At 42.9% G+C, this 15,345-nt stretch carries 14 protein-coding genes and 1 pseudogene; 2 read left to right on the top strand and 13 right to left on the bottom strand.

Going from position 1 to position 15,345, the window contains the following annotated elements; genetic code table 11:
* Nucleotides 1-171 precede the first annotated feature (171 nt).
* Nucleotides 172-345, top strand: coding sequence for a hypothetical protein (locus AAC033_RS12145; protein WP_339738448.1), 174 nt, complete (start codon nucleotides 172-174; stop codon nucleotides 343-345).
* Between the two features lie 76 nt (nucleotides 346-421).
* On the opposite strand, the gene AAC033_RS12140 is transcribed toward AAC033_RS12145, so the two are convergent.
* From AAC033_RS12140 to AAC033_RS12120, 5 genes are all read right to left on the bottom strand, one after another.
* Entirely contained in the window at nucleotides 422-1,105 is a 684-nt protein-coding gene (locus AAC033_RS12140) for a hypothetical protein (protein ID WP_339738446.1), read from the bottom strand.
* Nucleotides 1,106-1,989: 884 nt separating this feature from the next.
* A complete protein-coding gene (locus AAC033_RS12135) occupies nucleotides 1,990-2,442 on the bottom strand; it encodes a hypothetical protein (protein WP_339738444.1) in 453 nt (150 codons plus the stop codon).
* 2 nt (nucleotides 2,443-2,444) lie between these two features.
* The gene (locus AAC033_RS12130) at nucleotides 2,445-2,855 is read right to left on the bottom strand and encodes a helix-turn-helix transcriptional regulator (protein ID WP_339738442.1); all 411 of its coding nucleotides are present in this window, start codon (nucleotides 2,853-2,855) and stop codon (nucleotides 2,445-2,447) included.
* Nucleotides 2,852-3,334 carry a hypothetical protein gene (locus AAC033_RS12125; protein ID WP_339738440.1) on the bottom strand — a complete coding sequence of 161 codons (483 nt, stop codon included), beginning with the start codon at nucleotides 3,332-3,334 and terminating at the stop codon, nucleotides 2,852-2,854. The genes AAC033_RS12130 and AAC033_RS12125 overlap by 4 nt, the downstream gene beginning before the upstream one ends.
* 1,141 nt (nucleotides 3,335-4,475) lie before the next feature.
* Complete coding sequence (locus tag AAC033_RS12120) at nucleotides 4,476-5,303, bottom strand: RteC domain-containing protein (protein WP_339738438.1); 828 nt, start codon at nucleotides 5,301-5,303, stop codon at nucleotides 4,476-4,478.
* Nucleotides 5,304-5,739: 436 nt separating this feature from the next.
* On the opposite strand from AAC033_RS12120, the gene AAC033_RS12115 reads away from it, so the two are divergent.
* Nucleotides 5,740-6,531 (top strand): SOS response-associated peptidase, encoded by a 792-nt coding sequence (locus AAC033_RS12115; protein ID WP_339738436.1) that lies wholly within the window; start codon nucleotides 5,740-5,742, stop codon nucleotides 6,529-6,531.
* Between the two features lie 295 nt (nucleotides 6,532-6,826).
* Here the strand turns inward: AAC033_RS12115 and AAC033_RS12110 are convergent, their stop codons facing one another.
* The 8 genes and pseudogenes from AAC033_RS12110 to AAC033_RS12075 form a co-directional block, all read right to left on the bottom strand.
* Nucleotides 6,827-7,174, bottom strand: a complete 348-nt coding sequence (locus AAC033_RS12110; protein ID WP_339738434.1) for a hypothetical protein — start codon at nucleotides 7,172-7,174, stop codon at nucleotides 6,827-6,829.
* A 323-nt stretch (nucleotides 7,175-7,497) separates the two neighbouring features.
* Nucleotides 7,498-7,560, bottom strand: a pseudogene (locus tag AAC033_RS12105) (hypothetical protein); the annotation flags it as partial.
* A 704-nt stretch (nucleotides 7,561-8,264) separates the two neighbouring features.
* Nucleotides 8,265-10,727, bottom strand: a complete 2,463-nt coding sequence (locus AAC033_RS12100; protein WP_339738432.1) for a S8 family peptidase — start codon at nucleotides 10,725-10,727, stop codon at nucleotides 8,265-8,267.
* Between the two features lie 3 nt (nucleotides 10,728-10,730).
* Nucleotides 10,731-11,570: an ATP-binding protein gene (locus AAC033_RS12095; RefSeq protein WP_339738430.1), complete on the bottom strand. Its 840-nt coding sequence runs from the start codon at nucleotides 11,568-11,570 to the stop codon at nucleotides 10,731-10,733.
* Between the two features lie 1,038 nt (nucleotides 11,571-12,608).
* Nucleotides 12,609-12,839, bottom strand: coding sequence for a hypothetical protein (locus AAC033_RS12090; RefSeq protein ID WP_339738428.1), 231 nt, complete (start codon nucleotides 12,837-12,839; stop codon nucleotides 12,609-12,611).
* Between the two features lie 326 nt (nucleotides 12,840-13,165).
* Nucleotides 13,166-13,855 carry a hypothetical protein gene (locus AAC033_RS12085; RefSeq protein WP_339738426.1) on the bottom strand — a complete coding sequence of 230 codons (690 nt, stop codon included), beginning with the start codon at nucleotides 13,853-13,855 and terminating at the stop codon, nucleotides 13,166-13,168.
* Between the two features lie 277 nt (nucleotides 13,856-14,132).
* The gene (locus tag AAC033_RS12080; protein WP_339738424.1) at nucleotides 14,133-14,441 is read right to left on the bottom strand and encodes a hypothetical protein; all 309 of its coding nucleotides are present in this window, start codon (nucleotides 14,439-14,441) and stop codon (nucleotides 14,133-14,135) included.
* On the bottom strand, nucleotides 14,411-15,157 hold the full coding sequence (locus tag AAC033_RS12075) for a MauE/DoxX family redox-associated membrane protein (RefSeq protein ID WP_339738422.1): 747 nt from the start codon (nucleotides 15,155-15,157) through the stop codon (nucleotides 14,411-14,413). Before AAC033_RS12075 ends, AAC033_RS12080 begins: the two co-directional genes overlap by 31 nt.
* Nucleotides 15,158-15,345 lie beyond the last annotated feature (188 nt).

Below are 15,345 nucleotides of genomic sequence, written 5' to 3'. Positions count from 1 at the left end.
AAGTAGATTCAATTGCAAGTCTATTTTGTGGCTTTCTTCCAGCGGTTCAGTTACAAGTGCCGTTTTCCGCCATACTTGCTTACTTTAATACGTTTCTGGCGATTTTTGCGATGGGAAATAAATGGATACCAACTGGGCATATCATGATGCTATGACCTCAAAATGATTTCGATGATACAACAAAATAAACTCGGCAAAGCACACTCCCGGGTTGCGTTTTTTCGCCCGGATGACCCAGGGCAATTCCCGGCTAGCCCAATGTTTTTTGCCGGCGTGGGCCTTGATCCGATTAAGTCCGTATTGATCATACCACTACTCTCTCCGGTTATTTCAGCCGGTGATTGATCCTTCGGCTCAATACGACCATCGGGGAGCAGGCGCGGGACAACCCTGACCCCGTAGAAGATGAAATCCCGCGAATTTATTTTTTTGCAGCAGCCAGCATATCCAGCAGCAGTCTAACCGCCTTGGGCCCGGCACAAAGCGCGAGGTCTTTCAACGCGTCAGCCCACTGAAGCCCCCACATCAGCGAATCGCCCATTTGATCTTTCTGATCCCATAGTTCTGCGATCCGACGGCGGTATTTCTCATAGCATGGCGGATGAATGGTTGTTCCGCCGGAGGGACTGTCTTCCGGTATGGCGGTTCCCCCGGGGCCTGTTGTCGTTCCCCCACCTGGTACACCTTCACCCATCGTGTTGTTCTTTTGAGCCAATGCCTTGATGAGCTCAGCGGTATTGCCGATCATGTCATTGATAGTCGATAAAGCGGAAACGGACTGTTCCGAGCCGAGCGAATTGCTGAGCCGGTTTCGCATGACGTTCGATTGTTCCATCAAGTCGGCGGTGGCATTAAAAATGCGTACCTCAGCCTGCACCATTTGGGCTTCACTCTGCCGACGGCTCAGGTTTGCGTTCAGGAACGCACGATCGAAAGCATTTCCGTCAATCAGTTCTTTTAGTACCAACTCGAGTGCATCTTCCATGACCTTAGCATCAAAATATTCAGCATAGGCATCTACCAGCTGGCTGTCGTACCTGCTTTTCCACTGGTTGATCTGGTCTTTGGTAAACGGGGTGTCGTCCGGGTTTCTTTTCGTCGCCATAAGCATTCCATGTTTAAGTTAACAATCAGGTTGAACTATGAAATCCTACTTTCATATCTTTTTATACAATATACGACATATTGATCCTAAAATCAATCGAGTAGAACACATATTATTTTCTATTCCAGAAACGCCAAGCGTTGAAAGAATCATACGACAGCCAAAGCCAAGGTACATTCCGGAAACAAGAAAACATGGGCACCTTTCTGCAAATTCGTACTGCTCTTCACCGGAAATCTTAAGTATCTTTTGAAAAAAGTACTTCAACGTTTTTCAGAAAAAGCACCTTATCTTTTCCCGAAAAGAAGCTTAACTTTTTCGAAATGCTCGTTTTCCTTATTAAATGACCGCCCCCCTCCGCCATATATTGTGGCACAATAACACCGAACTATCAGGCTGGAACAACTTCGACAGCTTTACCTGTCGTCATTCCGGTGCACTCCGGAATCTGTCGGAAGGTAGCCAAGCCTGCACACGTGGGCAATGAAATCTTCACACACTGAAAGGAGTGCTTCCATGGGTGTGTAGTTTTACGTCCATACGGGTGAAAATTTTCGTGCGTAATTATGGAAATTTTCGTCCACTCTTGTGCAAATATATGCCGGCACTTATACCGGATTAGCAGGATTTTTTGTTAGAAACCCCGGAAAGCCAACCTTTTTTAACGCAGGGTAAGTTCATATTGTTTTGCATGCTGTGCCACGGCGAATGCTTACAGCATCCTTCAATGATTGCCGCTACAAACGGCTGGCAACTCACCCCTCGTCGCCGCTACGCTAAGACGAAGGGGAAGGCCGGGTAAGAGGTCGGAATTGCACCCCGATATTTCGTGACCAGCCAGCAGCACGCTTACTTTGTGCATGCCTGAAAGCGCTGGGGAGTCATTATTCTTGCTGTTGACGGATATTCTCTAATATTTCGGTAGGGTTCAAAATGGGGAGCGGAAATTTCGACATAGGAGTTCCTTTTACGTTTACAGCTAATACTCCGCGCGAAGTACCCAAAGCAACACCCGCAATGGTCACTAAGAAATGGTTTTCGATTTTGTGTTTGCCGTCTGCCTCAGTTTTGAATACTTCGGCTAAGTTCTGTATTTCGAAGACCAGTTCTGTTTCGAGGCTAACAATTGGATTTTCTACTTCAGTTACAAGCCAGTTAATTCGTGTGTGAAATTTAAAAGTCTCGGTCTCAATATTCCCATCAAAATTGACCCCAACCTGCAGCGTAAGGTTATTTCCAAACTCCAATTCTTCAACAGGGATCGGGAGCGGGGCTAAATTAAACGAGATTTCGTTTATTTCTTTGATACTAATTTGGATTTCTTTCTTTTCGTTCATGCTTAATTCAAACAACCAGCAGCATCTTGTGCTGTATTTCGTATTTGAGAGAACTGCATCGTAGAAGCAACTTTCGTTGTCTCACCTTTTGGCTCGAAATAATATGCAGCGTGTGATACCACATAAACGTCCATCCTTTTGGGCTTTTCTTTCGGTACCTGAATAACTGGTTCGCCCAATGCCACTTGAATTTTAGCCAAGGTGTTCAGTGTGAAGTTGTGCGTTCCGGTCATCCACTTGCTGATTTCACTTTCTGATTTTCCCAAAGCTTTGGCTAAGTCCTTTTGCTCTTTACCGTGTTTTACCAAGATTTCGTGGATTCTATCCACGATTTCAAAAGACTGTTCGACAAAGATGTCCACTTCTTTTGATATTTTTTCTCGTCTTGATTTGAGTCTTTTATTTTTTATCATTTCTTAGACTTCAGATGAAATGTTAGATTTCTAAATAACTGTTTTTCATAGATAACTAGCTGTCCTTTTTGTACTCTGGACTTTATATAACCGTCAACTTCCTGCAAAAGTTCTACGCAGGAATTCAGGAAAGGGTCTTCATTGTATGTTCGTGTTGTTTTAACTCCTCCATTACCAAGAATGACAATATGCTCTGACAAACGGATAACATATAAACGTAAATGCGTTGTTTCAATAGGGATAGCACAAACATGGTCGCCAGGTTTGCCTTCTGGGCGGAAATAACGTTGCAGAGCACCACTTTTTCCAATTTGGTCAATCCATCTAATGATAATATCAATGTCTTCATCATACTCACAACCTTCAGGGAATTGATCAAGGAATTTATCCACTTCCGTTTCTTCGTCCTGAAACCTCAGGGTATAAAAATTAACCTTGTCATGTTCTTCGAAGAGTTCTATTGCTATTGGAGACTTCACTTATAAGTTAATTGCAAATTAATATTTTTTTTTATGAACAAACAAATATTAATCCTACTAATCGTAGGAATGATAAAAATGATAATATAAGACCGAACCTCCTTTTTTTTTCTTCCAACTCTGTCACCACATTCTTCAGCCCGCCATCCACTCAAGACTACTGCCCATAAATGTACAAATTTAACAAGAAGCAGAATGCATCTCCGTCTCCCAAATCACTCAACGTTCTCCCAACATTTCAGAGGAACCATAAAAAGAGACGGGAGCGTCCGGATGTTTCCAGAATCACTGTCCGGATAATCCCGGAACCGATGTCCGAATGTTTCCGGAATGGGTGTCCCAATGCTTCCAGAATTTGCACCCCTAATTGTCCCGAACATGATTACTTGATTTTGAGACGGACAAGATTTATGCAAATTTTATCCTCATATCGTAGCATAATCCTGTCTATCTTATCATCTTTTTACTCCTGTTCAGACAATATGATCGGTTAGGAGGCCGGAATTGCAAATTCCACCAGCCGCTCACATACTTTCGTATGTATCCGGGAGAGTGGCATTTTTCCGTATGCTTACCTTGTTTCATTCAAATTCGTTACAAAATTCATCCAATTTGCTAATCAGGCGATCAATATCTGAATCCTTGATTGTAAGAGGTGGTAAAAACCTCACGGTATTCATTTTGTATCCCACCACGATTCCATTTTCGAAAAGTTGCCGACCAATCAGTTCCCCATTTAACAATTCATGAAACTCTATTGCCAACATCAATCCGCGTGCCTTGGGTTCCTTAATTCTTTCGGGATATTTAAGATTAAGGAGATTCAAATGCCAGTCTATTTTGTGGCTTTCTTCCAGCCATTCAGTTACAAGTGCTGTTTTCCGCCATACTTGCTTGCTTTAATGCGCTTGTGCCGATTTTTTGCGATGGAAATAAATGGATACCAACTGGGCATATCATGATGCAATGACCTCCAGATGATTTCGATGATACGACAAAATAAACTCGACAAAGCACATTCCCGGGTTGCCTTTTTTCGCCCAAATGACCCAAGGAAATTCCCGGCTCACCCAATGTTTTTTTGCCGGCGTGGGGCTTGATCCGATTAAGTCCTTATTGATCATACCCCTACTCTCTCCGGTTATTTCAGCCGGTGATTGATCCTTCGGCGCATTACGGCCATCAGCTGTGAAAGGTATTGGACTGGATCGGACCTTTTCTCCAACTCACTTTGGGTTTTGTAAATTCCTGCTTGCAGGTCTACATTAAACATCCATTCGAAAGCCCTGACCAGGTCAATGACGGTTACTTTCCCATAGTTAACAGAACCGGTCAGGTAGATTGAATACAACAGCTCATAGGCATCAATCTTACTCCCCGTCCATCTTAGGGATCGTTTGGGCACGTCAATTCGCTCCGGGTGATCCGGTTTATCCATTTCGTTCTTCATGTATTCAAGCAATAGCTCGTTGGCCATGATGGTGGAAAAGGTATGATCATGCCAGGTGAAGAAATCCCCGTCCATGAGCGAAAGGATGCCTTCCACTTCCAGCGGGACTGATTCATTATTCCGTAAAAAGTACTTTTCATCCAGATGACTGTGACCGCATCGGTAGTATTGGACAATTCCCCGGTTCTGGTTCATGTACTTCAGAATCTTTTTTTGCTCCCGCTGAAGATATCTTTTTTGCCTTCTGTTATCAAGCTCCAAACGCATGCTTTCCATCCCAAAGACAGCCTGGTGATAAATGAGTTTGCTGGAGACCGATGGTTTGATCTCCTTAAAAAAGCGAATTTCCGATTCCTGATCCGGGAAATCCCGGGCAAGAACCATCCCCCTCAATTTGACCAGAGACAGCCTACATTTTCGGATGGCCTGCCTGGTGGTGTTCAACACATGATCAGAAGTCATGGCTAGTTGCTCCAAATCTTCTTCCAACTCGACGATAATGTGGGAATACGCTTCCATACTAAACAGAATACTGAATGAATCTAAATACCGGAAATAAGAATCAAATCATCTCGATCTGTTGGTCGTGGCCGGTCTCAGCTCGATTGCCATTTCTGAAATGATTTTGTAGAAGGGAGGACGTTCAGTCTGTAACTGAAATTGATTGAGATTGTATCGATTTGTTGGGGTAAAATTTCATCGCAAGGATTACTGTCACGGCGCAGGTCATTTATTGGCGCGACCGGAAAGCATCTGAAAAAAGTTATGTGACTCCCTAATGGAAACAAGGAATTGAGATCCAAAAAAAAAGTTGCACAATATGGACCGAAATGCATGACACAACTTCGAGCGAATTGAACTTTGGCAACCCTTTTCGATGATGGCTCCATATCTGGTGTAAACTTTCATTTCCCGGGGACTGTTTTACTCTAAGAACGTAAATCTGGAGGTCGTTATGTGTTATGATTTTAAAGCTCAGCTCATCACCCAACTAAAACGGGCCCGGCACCACCGCGATAAAGAAGCGGTACGGATACTAACCGAACGATTACTCAAGCTCGGAATGAAGGACCTGCACCATACCACGGGATTTGATCATCCTGCCGTATTAATCTACACCAAAGATCAACCCCATGACCCGGTTGTGGCCCGATGGGGTTTTGTACCGGAAAGCACGAGGGATAAAGACAAACAGTTACAGGTATGGAACAAAACCCTAAATGCCCGAGGTGAGGACATGTTTGAAACCTGGTCGTATAAGTATTCCGCGCGGGCGAAACGCTGCCTGATTTGTATTGACGGATTTTTTGAACACTATCATTTCAAAGGGAAAACCTACCCCTACTATATTCACCGGTCCGACGGCGAACCCATGACCCTTGGAGGCTTGTGGTCGGAATGGGCAGACAAAGAAACGGGCGAAAAACTAACCACCTTTTCGATTGTCACTGCCCGCGGCAACGACCTGCTTGCCCGGATCCACAATAATCCGAAGCTGGAAGGCCCCCGCATGCCACTCATTCTCCCGGAAGACGCCATCGATAGCTGGCTAACGGAAAACGCGGAATCGGAGGCCGAAAAAGAGAAGATCCTCAGTCTGGTCAAACCGTACACCGAATCAGAACTGAAAGCGCATACCGTGCGCAGGCTCCGTGGAAAAGAAGCCGTTGGAAATGACCCGATTTCAGATCATGAATTTCGTTATCCGGAGCTTGATCCATCTCCCGACCAGGGAACGTTATTTTAATCGGTGAACTTGCATCCGGCTTCCTATTAAACTGGTGAACCTTCCTTTTTCGATATGCCCGGAAGCCAAACCATTTTAAAACAGTGGTGAACCCATACTATTTTGTGAGCTGCACCAGGCCGGATGCTTACGTATAACAAAGGCGGTTGCTTTAATGGGATTGCCGTGGCTACAAGGTCATGATTACAAACCCTGACCGGCCACCTTGATCAATGTTGGCACAAATCCAGAAAAACAGGTTATCCACATAGCCTGCGTTTCCTTTTGCTGATTACCAAATCACCAGTTAAGAGATTTATTTTAGCAATTTTCGGCTTTCAACATCCTGGAGTATGCCCATTTGTTGGATGGCTATTTGATTCAGTTTGATTAACCGCTCTTTCTGAGGAACTTTTGCACTAATAAATACAGCATTCAGGTTTTCCATGTTTGACAGGCAAATCAACTCATTGATTGAAGCGTAATCCCTAATATTTCCTTTCAAGTCAGTATTTTTCTCACGCCATTGCTTTGCAGTCATACCAAACAGGGCGACATTCAAAACATCCGCTTCGTTGGCGTAAATTATTGAAGTTTGGGCCGGTGAAAGTTCCTGTGGTATAAGATTCTGCTTGATGGCATCGGTATGGATATGGTAATTCAACTTTGCCAGTTCACGTTTCGCTGTCCAGCCAAGTTGCTTTTGTTCTTCCTCCTTAAGCCGTTGAAACTCATTGATCAAATATAACTTGAACGGGACACTGATTGCTGAACCAAATTCGAATGCAAGATCTTTATGGGCATAAGTACCGCCATATTTGCCTTTTTAACGATTATCCCAACAGCATTTGTTTTTTCAATCCATTCAGAAACACTTAAAACAAAACTTGGCAAACCAGCTTGCGTTTTAAAGTGGTCGAATTCGACCACTTTAAAACAAGGATTATTGATTTGTTCCCATGTACCTAAAAGCTCCAACGTGTATCTATTTCTTAACCAATTCTTTATTACGTCGGCGGCACGACTTGCACTTCCTTTCGCATTTGCCATATCGGTAAGTGAAATGTAATCCTGCTCAGCCACTGAGATAATGGTAATCTCTGTGTCTTTCATATTGATTTTTGCCATAATCAGTTCTATTTTTGCCCCGTATAATTTAGTATCACAGAGCCTGACAGCCCTCTCAATATTTATTGCCCATAAATGTACAATTTTAACAAAGATCGAAAGGTATCTCCATCCCCCCCCCCAAATCGCTTAAAGTTCTCCGAATGTTTTAGAGAAACTATGAAAGTGGATACAGCAGTTTTACAGAAGACAAGACGGGGTTTGCGACATACTTTGGAATCCTTCTTAGTCTTTTCCGGAAATCCTTAGTATCTTTTGAAAAAAAAGTACTTCAACTTGTCAGAAAAAGTATTTCATCTCAACAGGAAAAGTACTTTATCTTTTCCGGAAAAGAAGCTTAACTTTTTCGAAAGGCTCGATTTCCGTACTAAATGACCGAACCTCCCCGCTTCCATTTATTGTAGCACAATGACATCGAAATACCAGGCTGACACAACTTCGACCGTTTTATCTTGCGTCATTCCGGCGCAGGCCGGACTCTGTTGGTTGATGTCGCCGGTCCAAGAGACAAATCTTACAATCAGTATGCGTGGCGGGCCGAATGCTCACCTTTTAATTAACCACGCGATGCAACGAGGCAGCACGGGGGGGAGGGGTATTTAAAGTTGTCTGTTTTTTTATTAAACTCATACTTGTACCGGGATTTCTATTTCGTTCTCTATCCTAATTTGTTCGTAGATAGGTATATCTTCGTTCAAGACTTCCAGAGAAACGGTCAATGCGTAAGGGACAGCTTCAGCATTTCTATCCCATCCTTTATGTGCCCGAACAGCAATGCTGATCTCCTTCGGGAGTTGGAAGGACTGGACAATTGCCCAGTCCTTCTGGACTGAACTGTTACTCCGGGTGATACCTTTTACTCCTCCATCTGATTTTGCTTTAATCTTCCAAGGGTAATCTCCATAGGACTTTCTTTCATCGGGATCGTAAAATTTTTCTTCCCCTTCAATGGAACTCATTACATAATTCAAAAAATGATCGAAAGGCTCGTCTATTTTTGACGTATTCCAATCAAGCCAAGTAGCGAGATAAGACTTCGTCTTCTGGCGGGTCCGTCTTATTCTTGCCGTAAAGGCAAGCGTTATTTCAATTAATATACTATACTCATTAGCCTGACTCCTTAGTTCTTCCGGGATTTTCAACTCATATACATGTCCCTCTTCTGCCCTTATCTCGTTTGTATTATAAAAGGTGATTCGTTGTTCTGAGTTTTTGGTCACCCGTTCCAGCGACGGTAAACCATGTCCCAAACACCGGATACTTTCAGTTGTGGGTTCGGCAAAATAATCACCAGGCAGCCTTGCTCCCTGCACAACCAACGCTCTTAATAAATTAATGTCTTCATCGGGATACAATTTTTTTAACTGGGCCGCAATATGGGAAACTTTTGGTGCCGCAAATGAAGTACCGACAGAATCCCTGCCGTAGGCCGAACCTCCGTGTAATGTTGAGTGCAACAACTCAGGTGAGGTGTATTGATTTTCGCGAACCAGGATGGGCCGGGACTTCGAAGCGACCAAGCCTCCTCCTAATTCAACAACATCAGGCTTAGTTTCATTCCATATTCCCATCCCAGTTCTCGAAAAGGGAGAAACCTCGCTCAAACTGCCGAGAGACTGCCAATTATCATCATCAACTGGTAGAGGATTAACAGAACCTACAGTCAGGGCAAAACAACTTTGTCCAGGATTGGCAACCCGGCAAAACGGTTTCAGAAGATATTCCGGAAAGGTTGTCCCGTTATTCAGGCAATAGCCAATATAATCGCGCGGAATATTTCCCGAAGAAATCACAAACAACACCTTTTCACTATGAGTTAAGTTATCGATCATTGCAGCCCATGATGACATGTGCTTTGTCCGGCTAGCCGCATTGGAATTTACCGACAAGTTAAATAGCTTGCAGTCCTCATGATCATCAACAATCCGTTTCATTAGCGACGCAGGAAATGCATTAAGAAGTCTGTTTCCTCCGTCCAATATCCTGATATTTCGAATAAAACATGGCAATTGGTATGGCGTTGGTAGATTTGATACCCCTGCAGGATAGAGAACTGCGCCGGCAACCTTTGTTCCGTGTCCTCCACCAAGGACATGATCAGCGGTAGAAGAATCACCATCAACATACGATGCCGATCTGGCACTCCTTATTGCGGGTGCAATGTATTTATGCCCTTCCATTATGCCACTGTCAATTATCCCAACCTCCGGATCATCATCTCCGGGAGGTAGAATTTCAAAATCAACGCTTTGTTCTTCTTCCACATGGCCCCCAAATTCTTCAACCTCTTCCTTCTCCGTTACATCAAAAACAAACTGGTAATTATACACTAAGTCCCGGAGGCCCTTTCCTGTGATTTCTATTTCGCAGGCAAAGCTGTCTTCCAGTTCAATAATTTCGCTTGTCAGCTCGCCATAATAACGAATAAATTGCTCAAAATGGTCTTGTCGCTGCAACAACAATTTATCCCTTTCTTCTTGTTCCTTCCGATATTTTCTATGACGGGTAACACCTCCTTGCTTTGATGGGTCAGGTTCTTTCCTTAAAGGTTTGTCAAAAGCGACACTTACCTCCAGTTGGAGAATCTCTTCATCCTGAATATCACTCCACTTCCGGTACAATTCTTCAGAAAGTATATGCTGTGGCTTCCAATTTCTCCCTTCTATGATCTCCCACAGATCTGCCACGATTCCAGTTCCGTGCTCTTTTTTGATAAACCCGCTTATCTTTTCATTTAGTGTCCGCAAACCATCCAATGAAGCACCGATAATAAAACCTTCATTTTCTTCCGAAATGATCTCGATCCCGAGATTTTCCAGTTCGAAAACATTGGTTATTAAATCCGGATTAATTTGCAGGAAAACAGGAACAAAATTGCGATCCAATGGCGGGAGTCCCTGCACCTCTCGTTCGTCAAGCTCCCTTTCCCATTCCCGATTAATATTTATTGTTTTCCCGGAAAGATAGGAGCTATGTTTTTGGCGGTTTTGCTTGTTTTCTTTAGACTTTTCGTTTTCGTCCCCTCCTCCAAAGAAACGGGGCCGACCAACAACTTTTTGAACGAACCTGAGATGAGGAAATTGCTCCATGTATTATTTGTTTATGGCTTCGTTCTCTGCCAAAGCCATATCCAAATCATTTGCTGAAATTTCAATACTTGAGTTGATTACTGCTTTCTTGGCTGCATCATTCGCGATCTTGACCACAATAGCATATGACATTCCGGCCATTTTATCGGCGTAATCTTCCAATTGGATGTTTTGATTTAGCTTAAGGGCAGAAAAGGATATTTTTAGAAGCTCTGTTATTTCGTTCTTGTTTGGTTTTGGAAGCTCAATGAAATCATCAAAACGTCTAAACAACGCCTTATCAAGGCTTCCCTCCAGGTTTGTTGTGGCGACTAAAATTCCCTCACCATTATATTCTTCCAGTAAGCCCAATAAAATGTTGACAATGCGGTGTACTTCACCCACATCATTTGATTTAACATCCCGCTGCTTACCAATGATATCGAATTCGTCCAGTAGCAGAACACAAGGATAATCCGCGATACTCTCAAATAAAGTTTGCAAGTTTGATGCCGATTCTCCGAGATAAGAAGAGATGATTGAATCGAACCTGATTTTATAAAACGGCAATCCCAAATCCCATGCTATTCTCTCTGCAGCCATGCTTTTGCCGCATCCTGAGGGGCCATGCAATAGTATCTTTTTGCGAGGCTTTAACCCATGATGAGCCAAACGTTCCCTTGCAAGATACTCCTTCTCGATCCGCAAAACTTTGTGTTGAGCATCATCTGAAAGAACCATTTCATGCCGCAGGCAGTCATGTTCAACGTGTTTAGCTAAAGGTAACCGAAACCTTCGGTCGATCGGTATTTTAAATTCTTTTTCTCTGGTTACTTTCAGAAAATTTGAATTTTTGGCTTTCAAAATGTTCGCATGAAGAATTGCTTGAAGTTTGGTTGCCAGAACGACATGACCCTTGTTTTTTTCATCTTCAATGATACTATAAGCGACCCGGATTAAAGGTTCATCATGCTTACCTTCAATCGATTTAAATAGCCGTGTCAATAGTACTTGGTTCATCTGACTTTAATTGATTAGTTACAAATGTACTTCAAAAATTAGTTATTTGTAAAATTATTCGAACTAAAGACTTGCCCACTCCGGCAGCAATCGGTTAATCCAGATTCCACAGCTTCAGTAAAATAGAATGAACTGGATTACTCCTGTAGCTAAATAACAGGAACACTGGGCCATTCGAGACGAGGCTTGCGAGTAGCTTTCAATTCAACCAGCAAACCTCCCTTCTCCCATTCGGATTGAAAATCCGGCGTTAATAAGGACCGGATGGCTTATTCGGTCCAGCCGCAAACCGCCTGCTTTGTGCATATCCAAAAAAGCGGACGTTATTTCTTTAGGTATTTATTGCGATACAACTGCCACCCAAGTCGCAATCGGTTTAAATAATATTTCAGGTCAGGGTAATTATGATACACGTATTCCGTTCGTTGAATTTCAAATGAAGCGTGATTTATTTTTTTTGTCCATTTATTAAAATCGAGGTCCAGCCATGTGAAAATATCCACGATGTCGGTATAAATTTATTTGGCTCTGGATAAGTCGAAAACGGATTGATTTTGTCGAGTTGAAAATATTATAGGCTCATGGTGCGAGACGCGATTTCTGAAGCTTCGTATTCTGTTTAGTTTTTGATTAATTTTGTTCCGGTTCATTCCGGAAGGCAGGTTCGTAAAAATCTGGATTGGACGCCCCAATAAAATCTGATAATGAATATTCTCAAACAATTGTGTCCAGAATCCTAAGTTTAAGTCAGAAACGATTTTTCCATGATTTATAGCCGGACTATTTCGTAAAATTTTGGTGACACTTTTTTTCAGATAATCGTTGGTTACTTGTCGTGGCAAACGTTGGTTGTAATGGGTTAACGAAGAATGGATCATAAAATCATTTACCTGATTTTAACCATTCGGGGTCGTTAAAATGAGTGGTAAGTTCTTCGTTTAAGGCATTTCTGAGAACCACTTCAAATAGTAACAGCAATGGGTAGAACGATTGAGTTAACCTAAGGTTGGCCTGATACAATTTGAGCACCTTTTGGGTATCGTAGTGGCATGCCTGCTCGTAACGCAGTAACCGCCGTGCCGACAGATATGTTTTTATCTTATTATAGTCCATCCTTGTCAGGGTTAAAGCAGTTTCTCTTTTATAGCGCCAGTTACAAGTTCATTTGCAGCCCTTATACTGTAATATCTCTTTCAACAGTTGTTTAAATCGTAGTTATTTCCTAATTTTGAACCGTAATACTTGGTCAAGCCTCTTCTCTTCGGAGAACGTAACCAAGTTCAAGAAACTGAAAACCTGCCATAACGGTAGGTTTTCTTATTTTCGGGTGGCACGGGCTCGGGTTTCTGCCCGGCAGGACGAATCGCTGAAGGCAAGGTTGCAGGTTCAGAGCACAACTGACCGCCCTATGTTTTATACCTTTTTCCGCTATGTTGTTTTTAAACTTCAAATCTCCAATTGTTCTTTTCTGCTTTGTCAACAGCTGCTTTCAAGTCATGTTTTGCCAAATCTAACGCAATCAATATTTTTATGTTTGGTTCTTTATTTCTTTCAGCCATCTCCGAAATTCCAAGTTTTAAATTACTCAAATCTCCACCTGCATGAAAATGACCAACTAATGTGTCAAGTTGGACCGGATAAACGTTCCAAATCTCTCGAACCTCGATTAGAAACGTCTTTTTAGCGCAAAGATTTTTGACTAGAATCCTGCCTTGTTTGAAATCAAGATTCAATCCATAATGACGGCTTCTCAAAAGCGTTATAAAAATTGGAAGAAAATAAACGCTGCCGAAAGTTAGTCCGAAAATCAGAAGCAATGCGAGAATCAGAAATAGCTGGTCGATTGTCATTTTGGTTGTTTCTCTTTGAACTACTATGTTCCTTTTCCACAATTGCAGAGCAGAGCCCACTAGCCACTCCATAATTACTGCCCATAAATGTACGAATTTAACAAGAACCAGGAGACCTCTCCGTCTCCCAAATCGCCTAAAGTTCTCCGAAATACCAGGCTGGCACAACTTCACGGTTTTACCGATCGTTATTCCGGCGAAGGCCGGAATCTGCCAGAGAGTACCAAGCCTGCACACGTGTGCAATGAAATTTTCGCACACTGCAAGTAGTGCTTCCATGCGTGTCCAGTTGTACTTCCATACGTTCGAAGATCTACGTGCGTACTAATAAAAACTTACGTCCGCACTTGTGCAAGTATATTCGGTTATGTATACCAGACCGGCGGCTTCTTTGGAAAACCCGGAAAGCCAACCCATTTTAAACAGGAGTGAATTCACGCTGTTTTGTGTGCTATGCCAGGGCGAATGCTTACAGCATACTTTAACGATTGCCGCTGCAAACGGCTGCCAGCGAACCCCTCGTTACCGCTTCGCTCAAACGAGGGAGAGGCCGGTTTTATTTTAAGCTTTCTAACATTGCTCTTAAAGTTACATTGTCAGAGTCCATTTTCAAGCCTTCATTAATCAAATCGAAAGCTTTCGTTTTATCCGCTTCTGCAATTAGATTTAATCCTTTTCTCATTGATTCACGGTATTTATAAATATGTACTTTAGCTAATAATCCTAAGGTTATTACATTTCTGTTTTTTCGTAAAAGCTTTTGAGATAACGATTCTGCTTCAGTTAAGTTCTCAATTTTCAACAAATAGTTTGCTTTAATTGATTCAAGTACATTTAATTTATCACCATTGATTTTGTGTTCCAATTGATCAATATGCTCTTTGTGGTTAATGCGGTGTCTACGGTTGTAAGGATCAAAGGAGCGGTGGTGTTTCCCAGGTAAATCTGTCCGTCGGCCATTCCGGCAAAATAATACGAATTGGCCCCGAGATCCAGGGATTTTTCATCCCGGATGGGGTGCTGTCCGAACCGGCGGATAAAATTGTTTTCCTGTTTGATGATGTGCTCGGATGATAAAAAGAGCCCCACGACAAGGCTTGCTGCCAAAAGGGAGGGTAGAACGCTTTTAAGGATCACCATCCCGGTGCGGGTGCCTTTGTCTTTTTCCAGAAGCACTATCGCCACCAGGGCCAGCGCGGCAAAGGCCAGGTTAAAGACCAGGTGCTCGGTCCATCCCAACTGTTCAATAATACCACCGCAGGAACAGGGAACAAAATCGCTGAAATTCAAAATCAGGTAAATATAAACCGTAAAGGCCACCATTAAAATAAAGGAGCCATACAGCCCGGTCAGGCGGGTGGCTTTAAAACACAACAACAAGGCCAGCAACAGTTCCATGGTAATCACAGCCGGGGCGATCAGGCCGGCATAGGCGCTCAGCAAGGGCGACTGGGCCAGCTGCACCCGGAAGTTTTCAAAATCCAGCAGCTTACTGACTGCGGCATAAACAAACAACAGGATGTACAGGGAACTGGCTGTCCTGATAATGACTGAACGGTATTTTGGCAGGCGCTTTTGCATTGGGTTTATTTTTAATCCGTTTTTGCAAATCTGTGTCGTACCAAAGTTAGACAAGCGCTTGCTCTTTCTACTGAACCTGGATTCAGAAATGACTGAAACTCATGCCTGATTTCAATGAAACTCATGCCTGATTTCAATGAACCTTGTGCCTGTTTTTACTGAACCTTGTGCCTGTTTTTACTGAACCT

The sequence above is a fragment of the uncultured Sunxiuqinia sp. genome, from assembly GCF_963974515.1.
In the GTDB taxonomy this organism is placed as follows: Bacteria; Bacteroidota; Bacteroidia; order Bacteroidales; family Prolixibacteraceae; genus Sunxiuqinia.
The sequence above is the reverse complement of the archived record's forward strand: the minus strand, read 5'-3'. Positions and strand labels throughout refer to the sequence as shown.

Coding starts and splice junctions, on each gene's coding strand:
- AAC033_RS12140 (WP_339738446.1), bottom strand. CDS start 1,105: ATGGCGACGAAAAGAAACCCGGACGACACCCCGTTTACCAAAGACCAG.
- AAC033_RS12115 (WP_339738436.1), top strand. CDS start 5,740: ATGTGTTATGATTTTAAAGCTCAGCTCATCACCCAACTAAAACGGGCC.
- AAC033_RS12145 (WP_339738448.1), top strand. CDS start 172: ATGATACAACAAAATAAACTCGGCAAAGCACACTCCCGGGTTGCGTTT.
- AAC033_RS12130 (WP_339738442.1), bottom strand. CDS start 2,855: ATGATAAAAAATAAAAGACTCAAATCAAGACGAGAAAAAATATCAAAA.
- AAC033_RS12120 (WP_339738438.1), bottom strand. CDS start 5,303: ATGGAAGCGTATTCCCACATTATCGTCGAGTTGGAAGAAGATTTGGAG.
- AAC033_RS12090 (WP_339738428.1), bottom strand. CDS start 12,839: ATGGACTATAATAAGATAAAAACATATCTGTCGGCACGGCGGTTACTG.
- AAC033_RS12135 (WP_339738444.1), bottom strand. CDS start 2,442: ATGAACGAAAAGAAAGAAATCCAAATTAGTATCAAAGAAATAAACGAA.
- AAC033_RS12075 (WP_339738422.1), bottom strand. CDS start 15,157: ATGCAAAAGCGCCTGCCAAAATACCGTTCAGTCATTATCAGGACAGCC.
- AAC033_RS12100 (WP_339738432.1), bottom strand. CDS start 10,727: ATGGAGCAATTTCCTCATCTCAGGTTCGTTCAAAAAGTTGTTGGTCGG.
- AAC033_RS12085 (WP_339738426.1), bottom strand. CDS start 13,855: ATGGAAGCACTACTTGCAGTGTGCGAAAATTTCATTGCACACGTGTGC.